This is a genomic window from Streptomyces decoyicus (genome assembly GCF_019880305.1).
GTDB classification, from domain to species: Bacteria; Actinomycetota; Actinomycetes; order Streptomycetales; family Streptomycetaceae; genus Streptomyces; species Streptomyces decoyicus.
Window position 1 is genome coordinate 3,219,250 of record NZ_CP082301.1, and the last position, 20,868, is coordinate 3,240,117.

Below are 20,868 nucleotides of genomic sequence, written 5' to 3' on the forward strand. Positions count from 1 at the left end.
GGGCCGATTTCAAGACCCCTCGTACGGCGGCGCGCAGCGCCCGGCCGAGGCCGCCGTACGGGTGCCGGCACACGCCGGCGCGCGGTCAGTCCCGCAGCAGGTCGGGCACTCCGGCCGCATCCGGATCGTCCCGTCCGGCCGACAGCACGGTCAGCTGCTGGGTGGCGCGGGTCAGCGCCACGTACAGCACCCGCAGTCCCGCCGGGGACTCGTCGGCGATCTCGGCCGGCGAGACCACCAGCGTGGCGTCGTACTCCAGCCCCTTGGCCTCCAGGGAGCCCAGCGCCACCACCCGGTCGCCGAGCGGGGCGAGCCAACGCCGGGCCTGCGCCCGACGGTTCATGGCCACCACCACGCCCACCGTGCCGTCCACCTCGCCCAGCAGCCGCTCGGCCTCGGCCACCGTGGCCTCGGCCAGCGCGGCGTCGTCGGCGGGCCCGGCTCCCCGGTCCCCGTCCGCGACGCACGCGAAGCGCGGTTCGAGGCCCGTGGAGCGGACCGCCTTCGGCGACTCCATACCGGGCATCGCCAGCGCGAGCACCCTGGCGGCCAGCGCGGCGATCTCCGCGGGGTTGCGGTAGTTCACGGTGAGCGTGAAGCGGCGGCGCGGGCGGGTGCCGAGCGCCTCGTCGCGGGCGACGGCGGCCTCGTCCGGGTCGGACCAGGAGGACTGCGCGGGGTCGCCGACGACCGTCCAGGTCGCCTGCCGGCCCCGGCGGCCGACCATCCGCCACTGCATCGGCGTCAGGTCCTGCGCCTCGTCGACGATGACATGGGCGTAGTCGGTGCGCTCCTCCTCCAGCCGCTCGCGCCGGCTGCGGCCGCCGCCGTTGCGGTCCGCGTAGGTCGAGAGCTCCTCCAGGCCGGTCAGGTGGTCCAGCGGATCGGCCTCGCGCGGGCGGGGCGGGCGCAGCGGGGCGCCGAGAACCATCTGGAGCTCGTCCAGCAGCGCGACATCGTGCACCGACAGCGGGCCCTGCCCCGTGCTGTCCAACCGGCGCAGGGAGCGGGCCAGTTGGCGCACCTCGCGCTGGTTGAGGAGGCGGCGCGCCCAGCGGCCCAGCAGACGCTCGTCGGCCATCGCGGCGAGCACCCCGCGCGGGGACAGCTCGGGCCACCAGGCGTCCAGGAACTCCTGGAAGTCGGGCTCGGTGGTGATGTCCTCGTCGAAGCCCTCGCGGGCCTCGGCGGCCAGTTCGGGGTCCGTGTAGCGGCGGGCCGCGCCGGACTTCGTCCACAGGGCGTCCAGGATCAGCCGGCGGGCGCGCGGGCGCAGCAGATTGACCGGTGCGGTGCCGCTGAGCGCGGACTGCCGGATGGCGTGGAGTTCGTCGGCGTCCAGCTCGATCCGGCCGCCGAAGGCGACGACCCGCAGCCGGGCGGGTGCGGCCGGGGCGGGCCGGGAGGGTCTGGAGCGGGTCCGGCGGCCGTTGCGGGCACCGTCGTCGCCGTTCTGCGCGGGCGCGGTGAAGAGGTCCTCCAGGGAGAGCTGGGCGTCCGCGCCCGCCGTCCCGTCGGCTTCTTCCGGCGCCGCGGCCGCGGGGGCCGCCAGCTCCAGCGCCCCGCGGGCCGCCTTGCGCAGCAGCTTCTGCATCCGCGACGAGCCCTTGATACGGGACACCGCCGGCGGGTCGTAGGCGGTCGCCTCGGCGCCGTCCACGAGCGAGCCGAGCGCCCGGATGGCGACCTGGCCCTCCTCGCCGAGCGAGGGCAGCACGCCTTCGGTGTACGCGACCAGCAGCGGCGTCGGGGAGACGATCAGGATGCCGCCCGCGTAGCGCCGCCGGTCCTGGTAGAGGAGGTAGGCGGCGCGGTGCAGGGCGACCGCGGTCTTGCCCGTGCCGGGGCCGCCTTCGACCTCGGTGACGGAGGCGGCGGGGGCCCGGATCACCATGTCCTGCTCGGCCTGGATGGAGGCGACGATGTCCCGCATGGTGTGGCTGCGGGCCCGGCCCAGCGCGGCCATCAGCGCACCGTCACCGACCGCCGGCAGCTCCTCGCCGTCCAGCGTCGCGGTGACCTCCGGGCGCATCAGATCGTCCTCGACGCCCAGGACCTTTCGGCCCTTGGAACGGATCACCCGCCGTCGGACGACCCGGCCGGGGGCGACCGGGGTGGCCCGGTAGAAGGGCGCGGCGGCCGGCGCCCGCCAGTCGATGACCAGCGGGGAGTACTCCGCGTCGAGCACGCCGAGGCGGCCGATGTGCAGCGTCTCGGCGATCGCGGCGCGGTTGTCCTCGATCGCCCCGTCGGCAGGCTCGACGGAGGTGAAGGCGCCGTCCGGGCCCTTCTTTCCGTCCTTGCCGAGGAGCAGGTCGATCCGGCCGAAGAGGAAGTCCTCGTATTCGGAATTCAGGCGGTGGAGATGGGCGCCGGCCTGGAAGACCTGCGCGTCGCGCTCGGCGAGCGCGCCGGGCGTGCCGACCTGGCCGCGCTTGGCGGCGTCGTCCATCAGGAACTCCGCCTCGTGGATCTTCTCCTCAAGGCGCCGGTAGACGCGGTCCAGATGCGTCTGCTCGGATTCGATCTCACGGTCGCGAACGGAATCCGAAGCGTGATCCGGTGCGTGCGTGGCGTTGTGCGCGGCCACCCAGGCCCCCTTCTGCTGTGCGTAGGGCAGCCGTCAACCGTACGCGAACCAGGCACCGCGCGCACCTGGTGAAAGGGACAAAGTCGGGCGAGTTTGGTCGGATGTTGACTCAAGGCTTTACGTCGGGCGTGCCCCGGTCGTGGGGATTGCCGATCGTCGGCATGGCGGTCCTTGACGGGGCGCCCCGTGCCGTACCCGGCCCGGGGCGTCGCCCGCCCGCCTCAGACGTCCACCTTCGCCAGTTTCTTGCCGTCCTGCGTGTTGATCTCGAAATGGTCGATATCGCCGCGGTTGAAGCCCGCGCCGCCCGCCGCGTACAGGGGCTCGCGGTTCCACTTCATGGCGCCGTCCGGGATGCCGTAGCCCCCCTTGGGCACCGCCCAGGTGGTGACGGTCTGCCGCTTGCCGTCCTTGCCGACGGCGACCAGGTCGCAGGTGAGCGGCCCCTTGACGTTGGCGAGCTCCAGGACCACCTGGGTGCCCCAGGGCCGGGCCTCCATGGAGACGCCCGCCGAGACCTTGGTGTCCGGGTCGACCGAGCTCGCCTTCTCGCCCGCCGCGTACTGGGCCCGGACGGCGTTCGCCAGCGGCGGTGCCGGCTTCTCCTCGGGGGCCTGGGGCTTCAGGGAGAGGGCGGCGACCGGCCCGCCGACGATCAGCACGACGGCCGCGGCGACCAGGAACAGCCGGCGCCGGGCACGGCCGCGCCGGGTGGCGGCGACCTCGCCCATCAGTCCGTCCAGCAGCCCCGGGCCGGGCACGGCCGTGATGGTCTGCGGGGTCGGGGCGGACTGTTTGAACTCGGCCAGTACCGGTGACAGGCCCATGAGTTCTTCGAGTTCGGCCGCACACTGGTGACAGCCGACGAGATGCGCCTCGAACCGGTCGGCGTCGGCAGCGTCCAGGACGCCCAGCGCGTAGGCGCCGACGTCGGTGTGCTGCGTGGGCGGGTTCACTCCGTCACTCCTCGTTCCTCTAGCGAGAGTCTCAGGGAGCGCAGCGCGTAGAAGACCCGGGACCGCACGGTCCCGGCCGGTACGCGCAGCACCTCCGCTGCCTCGTTGACCGTACGTTCTTTGAAGTACGTCTCGACGAGAGCCTCTCGATGGGCCTGGCTCAGGTCGCTCAGCGCCTCCGAAATCGTCATCATGCGCAGTGCCCGGTCGATGACGTCGGCGGCCGGCATCGTCTCCAGAGGGGTCGGATCGACCTCCTGGGGTCTTGCCTTCCGGCTGCGGTGCCCGTCGATGACGATCCGCCGTGCGACGGTCACCAGCCAGGGTCGTATCGAGCCGGTAGCCCGTTGCAACTGGTCGGCGTTGCGCCAGGCGCGCACCAGCGTCTCCTGCACCACGTCCTCCGCGCGGTGCCGGTCGCCCGCCACCAATCGCAGGACGAAGGCGAGAAGCGGGCCCGCGTGATCGTCATAGAGGGCTCGCATGAGCTCCTCGTCAGGTGTCGTCCTGTCTGCCACGACGGCATCCTTACGCACTCCAACTCCCGGGTCGATAGCCCAGATCGCCCAAGATCGCCGGGGGACCCTGCCATGAATCGGACTTGCGGTGAGGAGTACGGACGGGACGGGCGGGTTACTCAGAGTTCGGCGGAAAACTTTTCTGCGCCGGTCACAGCCCCCTGACCAGCACGTGCCGACTGCTCCCGGCGCACCGTCGTCCGCCGCCGGTGCCGCGCCACCCGCTCCCGGTTGCCGCACACCTCGCTGGAGCACCAGCGGCGGCGCCGGCCGCGTGATGTGTCCAGATACACCAGGGTGCAGCTCTCGCCCTCGCACTGGCGCAGCTGTTCGCGGGCCACCTCGTCGGTCAGCAGCGAGACCGTGTCCCGGGCCACCGCGGCCAGCAGCCCGGCGCAGTCGGGCGGGCCGGGGAGGGCACGGGCCAGGGTGCCGTCGGCGGTGCGTACCGCGCGCGGGGCGGGCGGCTGCCCGGACGCGGCCGCGGAGTTGAGCAGCGCCAGATCGGCATCGGACGCCCCGCCCCGCAGCTCCTCGTGCACCAGGCGGCGCACCAGCTCCCGCAGGGCGCGGAAACGGCCGACCCAGCCGGCGTCGAGGCCATCCAACGGGGTGCCGCGCGGCACCAGCCCCGCCCCGACCAGCCAGGCCCGCAACTGGTCGGGGCCGGTGAGCCGTTCGGCGGGGGCGCCGCCGGTCGTGGCCGCCAGGTCCAGGCAGATCCGCCCGCAGTCGAACCGCAGGTCGCAAGGCGTCGCCATGTGCCTGTCACTCCTTAGGGACCAAACGTGTGTGCTCCCAGAGTGCCCGCCGCACGGGCCCGCCGGAACCCTCCGGAAGCGGTCACTCCATGCATACACCGCACGTAGACACGGAGAGTAGACGCTCTGCGTATACATCTCGGGTATAGTCCGCGGCGCGGCGGTCAGCGGGCCCTCGCCCCGGCCCGCCGCATGCCGTAGCGCCCCCGCCCCTCCAGGACGAAGGTCTCCATGTCGCGCAAGTCCCTGCTCACGAACCGCGCCGGTCTGACCCACAAGATCGGGTACGCGGTCCGCCATCCGGCCCGGATCGCCCCGTACGTCAAGCGCACCGCCCGCGACACCTGGCTCCGCCTCAAGCACCCCGACCACGTCGCGTACTACCGGGCGGTGATGGCCTCCGACGCGGGCCGCAACCCGGAGGCCGCGGTCGGCAGCCGCAGCCATGACCGCTGGCTGGCGCTGGGCGAGATGCAGTTCGACTACCTGGCCGAGCACGGCCTGGAGCCCGGCCACCGGATGCTCGACATCGGCTGCGGCAATCTGCGCGCGGGCTGGCGCTTCATCGCCCATCTGGACACCGGCAACTACTACGGCATCGACATCTCGCCGGACATCCTGATCTCCGCGAAGCAGACCCTGACGACCTACGAACTCCAGGACAAGCTGCCGCACTTGACCATCACGCAGGACCTGAAGCTGGACTTCCTGCCGTCCGCCCACTTCGACGTCGTCCACGCGCACAGCGTCTTCTCGCACTCGCCGATCGGCGTCATCGACGAGTGCCTGGCCCATGTCGGCCGGATCCTGGCCCCCGGCGGCTTCTTCGACTTCACCTTCGACCGCACCGAGGGCGCCGAACACCAGGTACTGCACGAGGACTTCTACTACCGGACCGAGACCTTGCTGCAACTGGCCCGGAAGCACGGCCTTCAGGCGCGCTTCATGGACGACTGGGAGAAGCGGCCGCACGGCCAGTCCAAGATCCGCGTGAACAACCCGGAGTAGGGCCGGCCCGAGGGATCATGGCCGAAAGAAGCCGCCCCGGCCCGACGGAACGGCCCCGGCCCCGGTCCCGGCCCTCGCGAGGCCGCTACTGCCCGCCGTACCAGTCCGGGTCCACTACTCCCCGCCGACTAGTCCGGGGCCGCTACTGCCCGCCGTACCAGTCCGGGTCCGCCGCTCCCCGCCGTCCTTGCCCGGGTCCGCAACTCCCCGCCGTCCTTGCCCGTGTCCGCTACTCCCCGCTGTACTTGTCCGTGTCCGCATGCGGGTCGAGCGACAGCCGGTAGCCGCGCTTGACGACCGTCTGGATCAGCTTGGGCGCGCCCAGCGCCCCCCGCAGCCGGGCCATCGCGGTCTCCACCGCGTGTTCGTCCGTGCCCGACCCCGGCAGCGCGCGCAGCAGCTCCGCGCGCGAGACCACCCAGCCGGGGCGGCGCGCCAGCGCACGCAGCAGCGCCATCCCGGCCGGCGGCACCGGCCGCAGCGCCCCGTCCACCACGACGGCGTGCCCGCGGATCTCCAGCTGCCGCCCCGCCACCGGCAAGGTACGTACCCGGCCCGGGAGTTCACGGCACAGCAGCTGCACCAGCGGACCCAGCCGGAAGCGCTCCGGCTGGAGCGTGGGGATCTCCTCCGCCTGGAGCGGCAGCGCGGTCACCGGCCCCACGCACACCGACAGCACCTCCTGCCGCAGCGCCGCCAGCACCTCCTCGCGGACCCCGCGCTCCCCCGCCCGGCGCAGCAGCGACGCGGCGGCCGGCGCGCTGGTGAACGTCACCGCGTCCAGGGCGCGCGACACCACCGCGTCCAGCAGCCGGTCGACCGGCCCGATGTCCTCCGGCGGCATCCACCGGTACACGGGGACGCCGACCACCTCCGCACCACCGTCCCGCAGCGCCTCGACGAACCCCGGCAGCGGCTCCCCGTGCAGCTGTAGGGCCACCCGGCGCCCGGAGACGCCCTCCGCCAGCAGCCGGTCCAGTACCTCGGCCATCGACTCGGAGGCCGGTGACCACTTCTCGGTCAGCCCGGCGGCCCGGATCGCGCCGCGCACCTTGGGCCCGCGCGCGAGCAGCTCCACCCCGGCCAGCCGGTCCAGCAGCGCCTCGCCCAGGCCCCAGCCCTCCGCGGCCTCGATCCAGCCGCGGAAGCCGATGGCGGTGGTGGCCACGACGACATCGGGCGCCTGGTCGATCAGGTCCCGGGTCACGTCGAGCAGCTCGGTATCGTCCGGCAGCGGGACGATGCGCAGCGCGGGCGCATGCATCACCTGGGCGCCGCGCCGCTCCAGCAGGGCGCCCAGCTCCTCCGCCCGCCGGGCCGCGGTCACCCCGACGGTGAACCCGTCCAGCGGCCGGACGGCCGGTTCCGCCTCCGGCGCCGTCCGCTCCTGCTCACTGTGCTCCTGCTGCTGATCGTGCATGGTCGTCCCGCTCCGCCCAGAGTGGTGTTGCCTCGTGCTCCCGTACCGCCGCGGCTCGGGCGGCACCGAGTACCAGGTTGTCAAGATGCCAAGGTGTCAACGGCACGTGACGGTCCCGGTCCTCCAGTATTTCCCCGCGGTTACGGCGGCCGCCTGCCCACCCGTACGACGCCCCGTGCACCGGCCGGTGCACGGGCACGGCACGGGCAGGGGCAGGGGCCGGGGCAGAGGCAGCGGAAGGGGCCCGACGGCCCGATACGACGGCCCCGCGCCCCTCCCCCTCCCCCCGCTCACACCTCCGCGTACACCGCCGGCCGCTCCCCGTCCACGGCCGCCGCGTCCGCCCCGTCCGCCGCCTGCGCCGCACGCCGCCCGCGCACCGCGGGCCGCAGGTACACGCCCCAGGTCACCGCCCCGCACACCACGTAGCAGGCCAGGAACGACACAAACGCCGGGGTGCCCGATCCGGCCACCATGAACGACTGCCGGAAGGCCAGATTGATGCCCAGCCCGCCGAGCGCACCCACCGCACCGATCAGCCCCATCGCCGCCCCCGACAGCCGCCGTCCGTATACCGCGGCCGCCTCCCCTTCCAGCCCGCGCCGCAGCGCCTGGGCCTGGAAGATCCCCGGGATCATCTTGTACGTGGAGCCGTTGCCGAGCCCCGTCAGCACGAACAGCGCGATGAACCCGACGAGGAACACGGGCAACGAGCGCACCGTCGAGGCGTAGATGACGACCCCGGTGGCCAGGCCCATCGCCACGAAGTTCCCCAGGGTGATCCGGGCGCCGCCGAACCGGTCCGCCAGCCGCCCGCCGACCGGCCGGATCAGCGACCCCAGCAGCGGCCCGATGAACGTCAGCGACGCGGCCTGGAGGGGCGTGCGCGCGAACTGGTTCTGGAGCACCAGCCCGAAGGCGAAGCTGTAGCCGATGAACGACCCGAACGTGCCGATGTACAGCAGCGACATCACCCAGGTGTGCGGCTCCCGCGCGGCGTCGAGGGCCGCCCCGGTGTCGTTCGTCACCGGCGCCAGGTTGTCCATGAACAGCGCCGCGAGCACCGCCGCGAGGACGATCAGCGGCACATAGACGGCCAGCACGATCCGCGGATGCGCGGCCCCCGCCGTCCCGATCACCAGCAGCCCCAGCAGCTGGATCACCGGCACGCCGATGTTGCCGCCACCGGCGTTCATCCCCAGCGCCCACCCCTTCTTCCGCAGCGGATAGAAGGAGTTGATGTTGGTCATCGACGAGGCGAAGTTCCCGCCGCCGACCCCCGCCAGCGCCGCGACCAGCATGAACGTCGTGTACGACGTGCCCGGCTCCATGACCACCGCCGCCACCGCGACCGGCACCAGCAGCATCGCCGCGCTGATCACCGTCCAGTTGCGCCCGCCGAACCGCGCCACCGCGAAGGTGTACGGCACCCGGAGCACCCCGCCCACCAGCGTCGGCATCGCCACCAGGAAGAACTTCCCGGCCGGATCGATCCCGTACTCGGGCCCCATGAACAGCACCATCACCGACCACAGGCTCCAGATGGAGAACCCGATGTGCTCGGACACGACGGAGAAGGCCAGGTTCCGCCGCGCGACCCGCTCCCCCGTCTCCCGCCAGAAGCCCTCGTCCTCCGGGTCCCAGTGCTCGATCCAGCGGCCGCCCCTCCTCGCGCGGCCCTCAATAGGGCCGTCGCTACGGCCGTCGGCAGGGGTGTCGTCAGGGTTCTCGCTACGGGTATCTGCTGCCGCGGCCGTCATCGCGCCTCCAGGGTTCAGGTCCTGCTCCCTGACGCTAGGGGCGACGGGTTTCCGTACCGTGCCGCCCGGTGACGGGGACGCAACCTTGCACTCACGCGACGGGGCGGTGGCCGGTGAGGGCGGGCCTCTTCAGAGGCCGAGGTAATGCGTCACGGCATGTTCGACTTCGGCGAGTTCATCTCGGTCGAGATAGTTCCCGCGCTTCGTATCACCGAAGTCGACGCGGCAGACGGCGCCACAGATCACCAGGCGTCCTCTTCCGTGGTCAGGTCCTCATCGGCCAGACGCCCTGCGTCGCTGCGGGCGCGGGAGACCCATTCCTCACGCTCCAGAAGTCGCAGCGCACGCCGGATCACATCACTGGTGCCCTCGCCACCACGCATCGCATCCCTGATGATCCGCGCGTCCTCTTCGGTGGGCCGAAATCCCTTCGTCGCTGCCATACAGGACAGATTGACGCCGTGCGCAACACCTGTCCAACGGTGGTAGTACACCTCCACCCCCAGACCGGTCACACGGCGAACTCGCACCAGACGATCTTGCCGGGCATCCGCTCCCCCACGCCCCACTTGTCCGCCAGCGCCTCCACCAGCAGCAGCCCGCGCCCGCCCTCGTCCACCGGACCGTCGCCCGTCCGCACCCGCGGCCATCCGTCCCCGCTGTCGTGCACCTCCAGCCGCAGCACCCCGCCCGCCGGCGGCCACACGTACAGCTGGAACCCGCGCCCAGGCGGGACCCCGTGACGCAGCGCGTTCGTCGCCAGCTCGCTCACACACAGCAACACCGCCTCCGCCCGCTCCCCGACGCCCCACTCCACCAGCGCCGCCCGCACGAATTCCCTCGCGAGCGGCACCGACCGCCGCTCGCGCCGGTAGAACCGCTCGCGTGGAAAAGGGAGTTGAGTCTCTGCGTTCATGCGACGACGGTCGCAGTGAGTAACTACGCTGCACAGTGGGTGAACCCGTACACGTGGTGAGTACGGGCGCACGCACGGTCACCGGCACCGAAGTACGGGGAGGGCAACGCCATGCAGGCGCGAACCAAGCCCAAGAACCGACACTCCGCAGCCATGGAAGTCATCGGCGCCCAATTAGCGCTGTTCCGCATCAACGCCGGCCTCACCCAGCGCAGCCTCGGGGAGCGCACCACCGCGTCCGAGGAGACCATCGCCTCCATCGAGCAGGGCAGGCGTGCCCTGATGCCGCATCTCGCGACCGAGTTCGACCAGCTCCTGAACACGGGCGGGGCGCTGGCGGCGGGGGTCGCGAAGCTGCCACCGAAGGAGAAGTACCCGATCTGGGCGGAGGAGTTCATCGCCTATGAGCGGGTGGCTGTCGCCTTGTCGTGGTACGAGAACCAAGTGCTCCCCGGATTGCTCCAAACCGGGAAGTACGCCCGCGCGACATTTCGCAACGACCTACCAGCCCTGAGCAAAGAGACGATCGAGCAGCGTGTCGAGGCCCGGCTCGAACGCCAAGAAATCCTGCATCGCGCCGTACCCGTCATTGCCAGCTTCATCATCTCGGAGGCCGTCCTCAAGGATCACCTCGACAGCCATGACGTCATGCGGGAGCAGCTGCGGCATCTGCGCGCATGTGCCGATCTACCCGGAGTAGCAATCCAGGTCATGCCGTTCGGCAACACCAGCCATGCCGGTCTCTCCGGGCCCTTCGTGCTGCTGGAGACCCCCGACCACCAGCACTTCGCATACTCCGAGACGCAACTCGGCAGCCACCTCATCTCCGACCCGGACAAGGTCAGCAGTCTCACCCAGAAATATGGAATGCTGCGAATGCAGGCCCTCAACGCCGAAGAGACCATGGGCCTTCTGGACCGGCTGCTAGGAGAGCAATGACCGACCTGACGTGGTTCAAGTCCAGCTACAGCAGCGAGCAAGGCGGCGCCTGCCTGGAAGTCGCCTACACCTGGCGCAAGTCCAGCCACAGCAGCGACGAAGGCGGCGCCTGCGTAGAGGTGGCCACCCACCCCACCACCATCCACGTCCGCGACTCCAAGGACCCCCGGGGCCCGCACCTGGACTTCTCGCCGGGCGCCTGGGCCTCGTTCACCTCGTACGCCGTACGTAGCGCTGCCGCCACAACGGCTCCGTAACCGGGGCTACTCGGCCGCCTCCCGCGGTGGGTCCATCCATATCCGGTCCGCGCAGAGAGTCATCCGCAGCCGCTTGCCCGCCTCGTCCCGTGCCACGACCGCCTGCCGGCGGGGGTAGTCGCGCGGCGCGGACACCACGGCGGTGTCGTTGCTGACCATGGCGGCACTCGGCGGCGTGTCCTTGGGGCAGTCCTTGTAGCGCAGAGGCGCCAGGACCGTACCGCCGCGCGGCAGGTCTATCGGCAGGGTCTTGCCATGCCCTACGGCATCGGACTCGGGTCCCTTGCCGACGTGGATCTCGAAGGCCGGGAAGCCGCGGAACACACAGGGGCCCGCGCCCGTGTTGGCGATGGACAGCCGCGCCTCGCGATGCACCGTGCGCGGCTTCTTCTTCAGGACGGTGAGCTTCCAGCGCAGGCCCTTGGTCGTGCAGTTGGCGTGCAGTGCCGTCATCCGCGACGTACCGCAGCCCGTCACGGCCAGGCCCGCCGTCACGGTCAAGGTCAGCGCGGCCGCCCCCACCGCAAGAAGTGAACGCCGTCGCATGGCTCCCCCTGTTCGTTCGGCACACATTTCCCTGCCGTTTAGGAAAGTTTTTGCGCACCCGGGGTTCCCTCTGCGACCACATCTTCTGCCGAACGCCGCGCACGCCGGGCCGTCACCCCGTACGCCCATCACCCCCGTATGCCCATCACCCGCGCATCCCCCTCCGGGAGCCACCAGGCGTTCCCGGGCAGCACCAACCAGCCCTGCTTCTCGGCCAGTTCCCGGGCGGCCGCCCGCAACGCGTCCAGCCCCGGATGCCGCAGCCCCCGCCGCCACACCATCGAGACCGGCGAGAGCGGTACGGGATCGACGAGCGGCCGCAGCACCATCCCGGGCACCTCGATGAACTCCACGCTCGCCAGCACCGACCACCCCCTCTTGCGCACCACCCGGACGAATTCCTGCGAGCCCTCGATCTCCGGGAACGGCTCGGCCGTCGCGATGCCGCGGCTCGCGAAGAGCCGCTCGGCCAGGTCCGTCCACTCCGCGGTCTGCGGGTTTCCGGCGCCCGCGTAGAGCGTCTCGCCGGCCAGCTCGGCGAGGGCGACGGCGGGCCGCGCGGCCAGCGGATGGTCCTCGCGCAGCAGGACCGCCATCGGCTCCAGGCGGACCGGCTGATGTTCCAGCCCGGCCCGTACAGCGGGCGGCAGCGCCGCGATCCGGCCGAAGGAGACATCGAGCCGCCCGGCCGCGACCTCGGCCGCCGCACCCGTCAGCCCGCTGTGGAAGCGGGCGACCAGCTCACAGCTGTCCGGCACCCGCTCCCTGGCCGCCTCCAGCGCCCCGTGGGCGGTACCGATCGGGACCCCCACATCGACCAGCAGCGGCCGCTCGGGGGCGGACCGGAACGTGGCGGCCAGCTCGTCGTGTGCGGCCAACACCCGCCGCGCGAGCGGCAGTAGCCGCGCCCCGTCCGCCGTCAGGGAAACCTGGCGGGTGGTCCGTACGAACAGCGCGGCACCCAGCTCCCGCTCCAGGCGCCGGATGTCGCGGCTCAGCGCCTGCTGGGCGACGTACAGGCGGGCGGCGGCCCGGGTGAAGTGCAGTTCCTCGGCGACGGCGAGGAAGACGCGGAGCAGACGCGGATCGGTGTCGTACGGCATCGGCTCATCCTGGCAGCAGCGCTCCTTGCCGGTGTGTGCCGATGCGTGCCGAGGGCTGACGCACATTGACAACACAGGTGCGTGAATGGGCGCTGACCAGGTGTTGGACGTACCGCAGGAGCGACAGCGACCGTAGACGCATGATCCTCTTCCTCGCTGCTCGCCCGGTCACCGCCCCGCCCGTACGCCCGGCACGGCCCGTACGCCCGGCACGGCCCGTACGCCTCCGCTTCCGTCCCCTCGCCCCCTACCGCCGGATCTTCGCCGTCCCCGGCACCCGCGCCTTCACGGCCGCCAACCTGCTGGCGCGGCTGCCGATGGGGATGCTCAGCGTCAGCGCGGTGCTGATGATCGCCGGGTCGCGTGGCTCCTACGCGCTGGCCGGGGCGGTCACCGCGACCGGGCTGGCGGCAACGGCGCTGGTCGGGCCGTGGACCGCCCGGATGGTCGACCGCCACGGCCAGGCCCGCATCGCGGTCCCGGCCACCGCGCTCGCCGTCCTGGGCTCGCTCTCGCTCCTCCTGTGCGTCCGCCACGGCGCGCCCGACTGGACCCTCTTCGCCTCCTACGCCGCCACCGCCACCACGCCCAACACCGGCGGGATGTCGCGCGCCCGCTGGGCGCACCTCTTCCGCGACGACCCGGCCGCCCGGCACACCGCCAACTCCTTCGAACAGGCCGCGGACGAGCTGTGCTTCATGCTCGGACCGGTGCTCGCCACGCTGCTGTGCACCGTCCTCTTCCCGGAGGCGGGCACGGCGGTGGCCGCGGCGCTGCTGCTGACCGGGGTGCTGCTCTTCGCCGCCCAGCGCCGCACCGAACCGCCCGTGGCGCCGGCACCGGCCACCGGCCGGCCCCGCTCACCCCTGCGCCTGCCCGAGCTGCCGCCGCTCCTGGTCACGTTCCTCGCCACCGGCGCGGTCTTCGGCTCCCTGGAGGTCGTGACGATCGCCTTCGCCGACGGGCACGGCATCCGGACCGCGGCAGGCGGCCTGCTCGCCCTCCAGGCGGCCGGCTCCTGCGCGGCCGGACTGCTCTACGGCCTGCTGCGGCCGAGGGGCCGCGCCGGCCACCGCTTCCTCGGCTGCACCGCGGCGATGGCGGCCCTGATGCTTCTCCCGCTGCTCGCGGCCGCGACGGGGAGCCTTGCCGCACTGGCCGTCGCGCTCCTCCTGGCCGGTATGGCGACCGCGCCGACCATGGTCACCGGCATGGGACTCGTCCAGTCGCTGACGCCGCCCGGTCAGCTCAACGAGGGCATGACGCTCGCCGTGACCGCGCTGCTGGGCGGTATCGCGGCCGGATCGGCGAGCGGCGGGTGGGCGGTCGACCACCTGGCCGGGGCGGGCGCCGCCTACGGGGTTCCCGCGGCGGCGGCCGCCCTCGCGCCGGCCGTCACCCTGCTCACGGCACGCCGTCGCCCGAACCGTCCGGCGGCGCCCGTCATCTGATCGGGTCCGTGTACCGCAACTGCCGGGGGAAGGTCGCAACGGCCGGGCCGTACCCCCCGACCGTGAACGCGAACGTCACCCAGGAACCGTCCACGAAGCCGACCTCGTGCGTGCCGTGCCGCACGTCGGTACGGTTGCGCACCCAGGCGACCTGCCGCCGCTCCACCCGCCAGGCGTACTCCACCGCCTCCGCACCGGCCATCGGCTCCCGCCGGTTGCCGGCCAGCCGCACCCGCACCACATGGAGATGGCGGTCGGTCACCAGCAGCACCGACAGGTACCGAAACGAACAGCGGGGCCGCAGCACGGCCGCCAGCTGCCCGGCCAGGCTCTCCCAGCTGCCCGACAGCTGAGGGGTGTCGGGGTGGTGGCGGTCGTCCCACCGGTCCACCACGGCGTTGACGGGGTTGAGGCGGTGCAGTCCCCATTCGGCCCGTCCCATGCCGTCGACGAGCCGGTCACCGGTGGTGCGCTGTGCCGAGAACGCCTGCTGCCGGAACTGCCGGGGCGGCTCGGGGAGCTGTTCGCCCGCCTCGACCGGATGGCCGGCGACGACCCTCTCCCCGGGCGGCAGCACGGCCGCCGCCCGCTCCTTGGCCGCACGGGCCAGTGCATGCCGGTCCGTGGGCACCAAGGCGGACTTGAGCCCCGACCACAGCTCGTCGGCGAATTTCACCCGAAGGCCTCCCGCACCGACTGCTTGGCCTGCGCCGGCGACTCGTCCATGCGCTCGTCGAAGCTCTTCGGCTCCGGGCGCCTGTGGTATTCCACTGTCTCTTCCGCGAGCGCCGGACCGTTCTCGATCATGGCACCCGTCAGGGCACCACCGGGATCGACCCCGAGGACACCCTTGGCGATCTTCTTGCCCTGCTTCCAGGCGAGGAACTGGGCGACATCCGTACCCGACGGCCGGTTGCCGTGCAGCAGGTCGCCGGCGATCCGCCGCCGTGCGCCCTTCCACTCCTTGATCTTCGCGCGGTCCAGCCCGCGCAGATACCGGCGGAGCCGGGAGAGCTTCGCCAGCGCCTGCGTCCGCTTGGCGATATCGGCGAGCTTGTCGGCGAGCTTGGCAGCGATCCGGGTGGCCTTCGCGGCCCGGTACGCGACATTCGCCGCACCCGCCATCGGCCCGATCGCCGCGGCGGCACCGGCCGTCAGCAGCGAGAGGATCGCCGTGGTGGCGGCGGTGACCATCAGCGCCTCGACGATCTCCACGAGGAGTTCGCTCATGGCCTGCTCGGCCATGGCGCAGGCCGCGGCGGCCATCTCCAGCAGCTCGGCGACGGTATCCATGTCGTCGGCCTCACCGAGCAGGGCCTGCTCGAAGTCCGTCATGGTCTTGTCGAACCCCTCGGCGGCGTCGCCCTGCCACGCATGCCGCACGGCCTTGCGCTCCGCCACCAGGTCCTCGACCACACCGCGCAGATCGCGCGCCGCGCTCCGCCACTCCTGGGCGGTCTCCTCCAGCAACTCGCTGTCGCCGGTGACCCAGTCGAACCAGTCGTCGGCGCCGCACTGCTTCAGGACGCCCTTGATGATCTCGTCGAGGGTCGCGGCGAGCGGATTGCTCCAGTCCAGGGTGTAGTTGATCCGGTCCAGCGCGCTCGACGCGGCCTGTCCCGCCCCCATCAGGCACCGCCGCCGAAGCTGTTCGCGGTGTCCTCTTCGTTGGCGTCGTAATTGTCCGCGGAGCCACGGACCGCGTCGGCGATGGACCGCAGCATCTCGCCGGCCCCTTCGAGGTCCGTGCCCGACTGGTCCTTCTGATCGATGTAGTCGGCCCGCAGACTGTTCGCCTCGGGGAGCTGCCCGAACACTCCGTCCGACAGATCCAGCCCGGCCGTCCGCTTGCGGATCTTGTCGATCCGGTCCGCCGCGCTCTCCGCCGCATTGGCATAGCGACGCAGCGCATCGCCCTCGACATCGGCGCCCTGACCCATTGCTCCCCCGTTGCTCCCCCATTGCCGTCACTTTGCCTGGCAATGACACACCTGGAGTCAAGGATTCGTCAAACACCTCTGGGGCATTCACCCACCGCTCGGCCCGAAGCTCGCGTATCGGCCTGAATTCTCTATCGGGTGGAAACCCGCAGAAAAGCTCGCACCCCGAAGGGAACGCGGTGCCCGGCGCCCGGAACCGGCGCCCGAAACGACTCAGGCCCCGCCGTCCTGTCGGACAGCGGGGCCTGGGCCTCACATGGGAATTGTGGAGATGGCGGGAATCGAACCCGCGTCCAACGGTGCAGAAACAGGGCTTCTCCGAGTGCAGTTCGCTGCGATTTTCTCGGCCCCGGAGATCACGCGAACAAGTCTCCGACGGGCTCAGTCACTGTTTGATTTCCTTCTAAACCCCGTGACCGGGTCTAGAAGTTTAGTTCCCTAGTCGATGCCAGGATCCGGGTCGGGAACAGCCCCGGGCTGACACTTCGCAAGTCGCTACTTAGGCAGCGAGGGCGAAGGAATCGCGCTTGGTGTTGGCGATTATTGGTTGCGACATATGGTTTACGAGATCATTGCCGCTTCCTCGACTCGCTTCCCCTGCTTCGACATCCGCTGTCGAAACCGATCATCCCCATGTTGATTTATCAAGGTGGTACCCGCACCCCTCATGGGGTGTGGACCCATCGTACGTGAACAACGGCTGCCGTTGCCAGCGTATTCCCTGCGGGCCGGCCGGGACCGGTCCCATCGGGGCAGATCAGGCCCGCTGTCGCCGGCGGGCAGCCGAGACCGCCCGGTCCGTCTCGCGGCGGTCCTGCTGCTCGCGGAGCGTCTGCCGCTTGTCGTACTCCTTCTTGCCCTTGGCCAGAGCGATCTCGACCTTGGCCCGGCCGTCCTTGAAATAGAGGGCCAGCGGCACGATCGTGTGCCCCGACTCCTGGCTCTTGGCCTCCAGCTTGTCGATCTCCACGCGGTGCATCAGCAGCTTCCGCTTGCGTCGCGCGCTGTGGTTCGTCCAGGTGCCCTGGGCGTATTCGGGGATATGTACGTTGTGCAGCCAGGCCTCACCGCGGTCGATCTGGATGAAACCGTCCACCAGCGACGCCCGGCCCTGCCGCAGCGACTTCACCTCGGTGCCGGTCAGCACCAGGCCACACTCATAGGTGTCCAGAATGAGGTAGTCGTGCCGCGCCTTCTTGTGCTGCGCGACGAGCTTGCGCCCGGGGTCCTTGTCCTTGCCCTTGCCTTTGTCCTTAGCCATAGTGCGGCCATTTTCGCACTACGCCCCGCCCCCGATGCCACTCAATACCGTGCGGGCCCGTTTTTCGGCTCCGCTGCCGACGGTCACGTCGGGCGTCAGGCCCGCGTCGTCGACGGTCCGGCCGGACGGGGTGCGGTAGTGGCCGACGGTCAGCTCGGCGACCGAACCGTCCGGCAGCGTGCTCGGCATCTGCACCGAGCCCTTGCCGAAGGTCCGGGAACCCACCACGAGCGCCCGGCCGCGGTCCTGGAGGGCGCCGGAGAGCAGCTCGGCGGCGCTCATCGTGCCGCCGTCCACGAGGACGACCAGCGGGAGGTGGGTGTTGCCGCCGCGCCGGGCGTACAGGGCGTGCTGGCTGCCGCGTACGTCGTACGTCGCGACCAGGCCGCCGTCCAGGAAGGCCGAGGCGGCTTTCACGGCCTCGGTGACCAGGCCGCCGGTGTTGCCTCGCAGGTCGAGCAGCATGCCGCCGTGCGGGGAGGCGCGGCGCACCGCCCGGCGGACCGCGTCGCCGGTGCCCTGGCTGAACGCGGAGATCTTGACGCGGGTCGGGCCGTGCGCACCGGCCGGCCGGTCGATGACGACGTTCCGGGATCTCAGACGGGTGCGGTGCAGGGTGACCGTCCAGCGGCGGGCGCCGCGCTGGAGGTCCAGCGTCACGGGCGTACCGGCAGCGGCGGCGGGCCCGCGGGAGCCGCCGGAGGGGGCACCGCGCAGCCGGCCGACGACCTCGGTGACCGGTGTGCCCCGGGACGGCCGGCCGTCGACGGCGCGCAGCCGGTCGCCCGTGGTGATGCCGGCACGTGCGGCGGGGCCGCCGGGCTGGACCCGGGAGACCTCTATGCGGCCGTGGGCCGCCTGCCGCACCCAGAGCCCGACGCCGACATAGGAGCCGTCCAACTGCGCCTGGAAATCCTTGAACTCGCCCGGTGAATAGATCGTCGACCAGCGGTCGCCGCTGCGGCTGACGACGTCGGCGGCGGCCTGCGCACCGGACTTGCCGTCCTCCACGGCCTGGGCGGCGGCCCGTTCGACGGCCGCGCGGTCCGCCGTGTCGGACCGGTGCGCGTGCGCTCCGGAGGCCGTACGGTCCGGGGCGTTGCGCTCCACCGCGCCCTCTGCTTCGTCGCTCCAGGTGCCGGTTGCCGCGCCGGTGGCGAGCACACTCGCGAGGAACAACGTCAGGGCCGCCCCGCGGCGAATGCGGCGGGGCCGGTCGTACGAACACGGGCCCGACATGGCGGTGAGTCTAGGGGACAAAAGGGCGCCGTACGGCAAGTTGACCGTACGGCGCCCCTTGGCAAAGCTCACACCTTGAGGTACTTGCGCAACGCGAAGAACGCGGCGAGCGAGGGCATCAGCAGCCCGATCAGGAGGACCAGCGGGAGGACCGCCGCCACCGAGTCCCAGCCGATGAAGTTGATCACCTGGATCTTCTTCGACAGCCAGTTGTTGATGAGGACGTACTTGCCGCCGATGATCAGCACACAGGCGAAAGCCGCGCCCAGCAGCCCCGCGATGGCGGCCTCCAGGATGAACGGCATCTGGATGTAGAAGCTGGACGCTCCCACCAGCCGCATGATCCCGGTCTCCCGCCGCCGGCTGAACGCCGACACCCGCACGGTGTTGACGATCAGCATCAGCGCAACGACCAGCATCAGCGCCATCACGAATATCGCGGCGATGTTCATGCCGTTGAGGAGGTTGAACAGTGGCTCGACGGTGTCCCGTTGGTCCTGTACCTCCTGGACACCGGGCCGTTCGGAGAACGCCGACTTGATGACGGCGTACTTCGTCGGGTCCTTGAGCTTGACGCGGAAGGACTCCGGAAGCTGGTCGGGCGTCACCAGCCCGGCGACGGGCGTGTCGCCGAACTGCTCCTTGTAGTGCTTGTACGCCTGGTCGCTGGACTCGTACGTCACCGGCTTCTGCACGATCGGCAGCCGGTCGAGCTCGGCCTTGATGTCGTTCTTCTGCTGCTGGGTGGCCGCACCCTTGGCGCAATTGGCTCCGGAGTCGGCGTCGTTCTTGTTGCAGAAGAAGATCGAGACGTTGACCTTGTCGTACCAGTAGCCCTTCATCGTGCTGACCTGGTCGCGCATCAGCAGCGAGGCGCCGAACAGGCCCAGCGAGAGGGCTACGGAGACGATGACGGCGAAAGTCATCGTGAGGTTTCGGCGGAGACCGACGCCGATCTCCGACAGGACGAACTGGGCGCGCATGGCGTCCTTTCAGTGCTGGGGGCCGTACACGCTTAGTGCTGGTAGCCGTACACGCCGCGCGACTGGTCGCGTACGAGCCGGCCCTTTTCGAGTTCCATGACCCGCTTGCGCATCTGGTCGACGATCTGCTGGTCGTGGGTGGCCATGACCACCGTCGTACCGGTCCGGTTGATCCGGTCCAGCAGCTTCATGATGCCGACCGAGGTCTGCGGGTCGAGGTTGCCGGTGGGCTCGTCCGCGATGAGCAGCATCGGGCGGTTGACGAAGGCCCGGGCGATGGCGACACGCTGCTGCTCACCACCGGAGAGTTCACCCGGCATCCGGTCCTCTTTGCCGCCGAGGCCGACGAGTTCGAGGACTTCGGGCACCGTCTTGCGGATCTGGCCACGCGGCTTGCCGATCACCTCGAGGGCGAAGGCGACGTTCTCCCCCACGGTCTTGTTGGGGAGCAGCCGGAAGTCCTGGAAGACCGTGCCCACCTGGCGCCGCATCTGCGGGACCTTCCAGTTGGAGAGCTTCCCGAGGTCCTTGCCGAGTACGTGCACATGGCCATGGCTGGCGCGCTCCTCGCGCAGCAGCAGCCTCAGGAAGGTGGACTTACCGGATCCCGAGGAGCCCACCAGGAAGACGAACTCGCCGCGCTCGATCTCGAGCGAGACGTCCCTGAGTGCAGGGCGGTTCTGCTTCGGGTAGGTCTTGGAGACGTTGTCGAATCGGATCACTGATGCACCACGGTCGACCTGGATAGGGGCACGGTTGCCGAGTTGCGGCTCCCGTCGGTGTGCGTGACCATACGCGAACCTCGCAGGGCGGCGCAGTCGCCGTAGGGGGTTGGTGCGTTTATTCACGGCACCTACGGGACAAAAGGCGCACAATCTCGCGGGGCGCGCCGTTCCGGCGATGTGCTGGCACAGTGGAAGAGGGAACCAACGCGCCTTCCGGTGCGTTGGCGCAGTGGAGAAGGAGGTCGCATGACGTACGACCGACTGGTGTGCGCCAACTGCGCGGCCCCTGTGACCGAGGGCCGCTGCCCCGTGTGCCGGGCCAGCAGAGAACGACTTCAGCAGCAAGCGGGCGGCATGTTCGCCCAGCTCAGCCCCGCCATGCTGGTGGCGCTGATGATCGTGTTGATCGCGGTGGGCATACTCCTCCACCAGGCTTCCTGACACCCGCCGGCACCCGTACGAGGCTTCCCGGCGACAGCGAGCACGCGAACGGCC

At 71.0% G+C, this 20,868-nt stretch carries 22 protein-coding genes and 1 other RNA gene; 5 read left to right on the top strand and 18 right to left on the bottom strand.

Annotated features, from left to right (window positions below; translation table 11 throughout):
- Nucleotides 1-85 precede the first annotated feature (85 nt).
- The 4 genes from K7C20_RS14085 to K7C20_RS14100 all read right to left on the bottom strand — a co-directional run bounded on the left by K7C20_RS14085 (nt 86) and on the right by K7C20_RS14100 (nt 4,825).
- Complete coding sequence (locus K7C20_RS14085; protein ID WP_053209859.1) at nt 86-2,590, bottom strand: HelD family protein; 2,505 nt, start codon at nt 2,588-2,590, stop codon at nt 86-88.
- A 221-nt stretch (nt 2,591-2,811) separates the two neighbouring features.
- On the bottom strand, nt 2,812-3,546 hold the full coding sequence (locus K7C20_RS14090; protein ID WP_030083440.1) for an anti-sigma factor family protein: 735 nt from the start codon (nt 3,544-3,546) through the stop codon (nt 2,812-2,814).
- Nucleotides 3,543-4,082: a sigma-70 family RNA polymerase sigma factor gene (locus K7C20_RS14095; RefSeq protein WP_088797889.1), complete on the bottom strand. Its 540-nt coding sequence runs from the start codon at nt 4,080-4,082 to the stop codon at nt 3,543-3,545. Before K7C20_RS14095 ends, K7C20_RS14090 begins: the two co-directional genes overlap by 4 nt.
- Before the next feature lie 101 nt (nt 4,083-4,183).
- Nucleotides 4,184-4,825, bottom strand: coding sequence for a CGNR zinc finger domain-containing protein (locus K7C20_RS14100; protein WP_030083444.1), 642 nt, complete (start codon nt 4,823-4,825; stop codon nt 4,184-4,186).
- A 231-nt stretch (nt 4,826-5,056) separates the two neighbouring features.
- On the opposite strand from K7C20_RS14100, the gene K7C20_RS14105 reads away from it, so the two are divergent.
- Complete coding sequence (locus K7C20_RS14105; RefSeq protein ID WP_030083446.1) at nt 5,057-5,833, top strand: class I SAM-dependent methyltransferase; 777 nt, start codon at nt 5,057-5,059, stop codon at nt 5,831-5,833.
- A 229-nt stretch (nt 5,834-6,062) separates the two neighbouring features.
- Here the strand turns inward: K7C20_RS14105 and K7C20_RS14110 are convergent, their stop codons facing one another.
- The 4 genes from K7C20_RS14110 to K7C20_RS14125 form a co-directional block, all read right to left on the bottom strand.
- The gene (locus K7C20_RS14110; RefSeq protein WP_030083448.1) at nt 6,063-7,253 is read right to left on the bottom strand and encodes a uroporphyrinogen-III synthase; all 1,191 of its coding nucleotides are present in this window, start codon (nt 7,251-7,253) and stop codon (nt 6,063-6,065) included.
- Nucleotides 7,254-7,543: 290 nt separating this feature from the next.
- Nucleotides 7,544-9,013: a nitrate/nitrite transporter gene (locus tag K7C20_RS14115; RefSeq protein ID WP_030083450.1), complete on the bottom strand. Its 1,470-nt coding sequence runs from the start codon at nt 9,011-9,013 to the stop codon at nt 7,544-7,546.
- Nucleotides 9,014-9,255: 242 nt separating this feature from the next.
- Entirely contained in the window at nt 9,256-9,456 is a 201-nt protein-coding gene (locus K7C20_RS14120; protein WP_030083452.1) for a hypothetical protein, read from the bottom strand.
- 68 nt (nt 9,457-9,524) lie between these two features.
- Nucleotides 9,525-9,929, bottom strand: coding sequence for an ATP-binding protein (locus tag K7C20_RS14125; RefSeq protein ID WP_030083454.1), 405 nt, complete (start codon nt 9,927-9,929; stop codon nt 9,525-9,527).
- Between the two features lie 111 nt (nt 9,930-10,040).
- Between K7C20_RS14125 and K7C20_RS14130 the strand changes: the two genes are divergently transcribed.
- On the top strand, nt 10,041-10,868 hold the full coding sequence (locus K7C20_RS14130) for a helix-turn-helix domain-containing protein (protein WP_245171583.1): 828 nt from the start codon (nt 10,041-10,043) through the stop codon (nt 10,866-10,868).
- The gene (locus K7C20_RS14135) at nt 10,865-11,125 is read left to right on the top strand and encodes a DUF397 domain-containing protein (protein ID WP_030083458.1); all 261 of its coding nucleotides are present in this window, start codon (nt 10,865-10,867) and stop codon (nt 11,123-11,125) included. The genes K7C20_RS14130 and K7C20_RS14135 overlap by 4 nt, the downstream gene beginning before the upstream one ends.
- A gap of 6 nt (nt 11,126-11,131) precedes the next feature.
- On the opposite strand, the gene K7C20_RS14140 is transcribed toward K7C20_RS14135, so the two are convergent.
- Nucleotides 11,132-11,671: a DUF4232 domain-containing protein gene (locus tag K7C20_RS14140; RefSeq protein ID WP_053209860.1), complete on the bottom strand. Its 540-nt coding sequence runs from the start codon at nt 11,669-11,671 to the stop codon at nt 11,132-11,134.
- Nucleotides 11,672-11,799: 128 nt separating this feature from the next.
- Entirely contained in the window at nt 11,800-12,774 is a 975-nt protein-coding gene (locus K7C20_RS14145; protein WP_053209861.1) for a LysR family transcriptional regulator, read from the bottom strand.
- A 140-nt stretch (nt 12,775-12,914) separates the two neighbouring features.
- Here K7C20_RS14145 and K7C20_RS14150 point away from each other — a divergent pair, with 140 nt between their 5' ends.
- On the top strand, nt 12,915-14,225 hold the full coding sequence (locus tag K7C20_RS14150; RefSeq protein ID WP_053209862.1) for an MFS transporter: 1,311 nt from the start codon (nt 12,915-12,917) through the stop codon (nt 14,223-14,225).
- Here K7C20_RS14150 and K7C20_RS14155 read toward each other — a convergent pair.
- The 8 genes from K7C20_RS14155 to ftsE all read right to left on the bottom strand — a co-directional run bounded on the left by K7C20_RS14155 (nt 14,218) and on the right by ftsE (nt 20,370).
- Entirely contained in the window at nt 14,218-14,901 is a 684-nt protein-coding gene (locus K7C20_RS14155) for a hypothetical protein (RefSeq protein ID WP_053209863.1), read from the bottom strand. The two genes, K7C20_RS14150 and K7C20_RS14155, sit on opposite strands and share 8 nt — an antisense overlap.
- The gene (locus tag K7C20_RS14160) at nt 14,898-15,854 is read right to left on the bottom strand and encodes a WXG100 family type VII secretion target (RefSeq protein WP_030083474.1); all 957 of its coding nucleotides are present in this window, start codon (nt 15,852-15,854) and stop codon (nt 14,898-14,900) included. The genes K7C20_RS14155 and K7C20_RS14160 overlap by 4 nt, the downstream gene beginning before the upstream one ends.
- A complete protein-coding gene (locus K7C20_RS14165; RefSeq protein ID WP_030083476.1) occupies nt 15,854-16,165 on the bottom strand; it encodes a hypothetical protein in 312 nt (103 codons plus the stop codon). Before K7C20_RS14165 ends, K7C20_RS14160 begins: the two co-directional genes overlap by 1 nt.
- A gap of 263 nt (nt 16,166-16,428) precedes the next feature.
- Nucleotides 16,429-16,798, bottom strand: a transfer-messenger RNA (tmRNA) gene (gene ssrA, locus K7C20_RS14170).
- Between the two features lie 124 nt (nt 16,799-16,922).
- Nucleotides 16,923-17,426 carry an SsrA-binding protein SmpB gene (gene smpB, locus K7C20_RS14175; RefSeq protein ID WP_030083478.1) on the bottom strand — a complete coding sequence of 168 codons (504 nt, stop codon included), beginning with the start codon at nt 17,424-17,426 and terminating at the stop codon, nt 16,923-16,925.
- 18 nt (nt 17,427-17,444) lie between these two features.
- Nucleotides 17,445-18,665, bottom strand: coding sequence for a S41 family peptidase (locus K7C20_RS14180; protein WP_030083480.1), 1,221 nt, complete (start codon nt 18,663-18,665; stop codon nt 17,445-17,447).
- Nucleotides 18,666-18,733: 68 nt separating this feature from the next.
- A complete protein-coding gene (gene ftsX, locus K7C20_RS14185; protein ID WP_030083482.1) occupies nt 18,734-19,648 on the bottom strand; it encodes a permease-like cell division protein FtsX in 915 nt (304 codons plus the stop codon).
- 32 nt (nt 19,649-19,680) lie between these two features.
- Complete coding sequence (gene ftsE / locus K7C20_RS14190; RefSeq protein WP_018091242.1) at nt 19,681-20,370, bottom strand: cell division ATP-binding protein FtsE; 690 nt, start codon at nt 20,368-20,370, stop codon at nt 19,681-19,683.
- Nucleotides 20,371-20,619: 249 nt separating this feature from the next.
- On the opposite strand from ftsE, the gene K7C20_RS14195 reads away from it, so the two are divergent.
- Complete coding sequence (locus tag K7C20_RS14195) at nt 20,620-20,814, top strand: hypothetical protein (RefSeq protein ID WP_030083484.1); 195 nt, start codon at nt 20,620-20,622, stop codon at nt 20,812-20,814.
- The last annotated feature ends 54 nt before the right edge of the window (nt 20,815-20,868 follow it).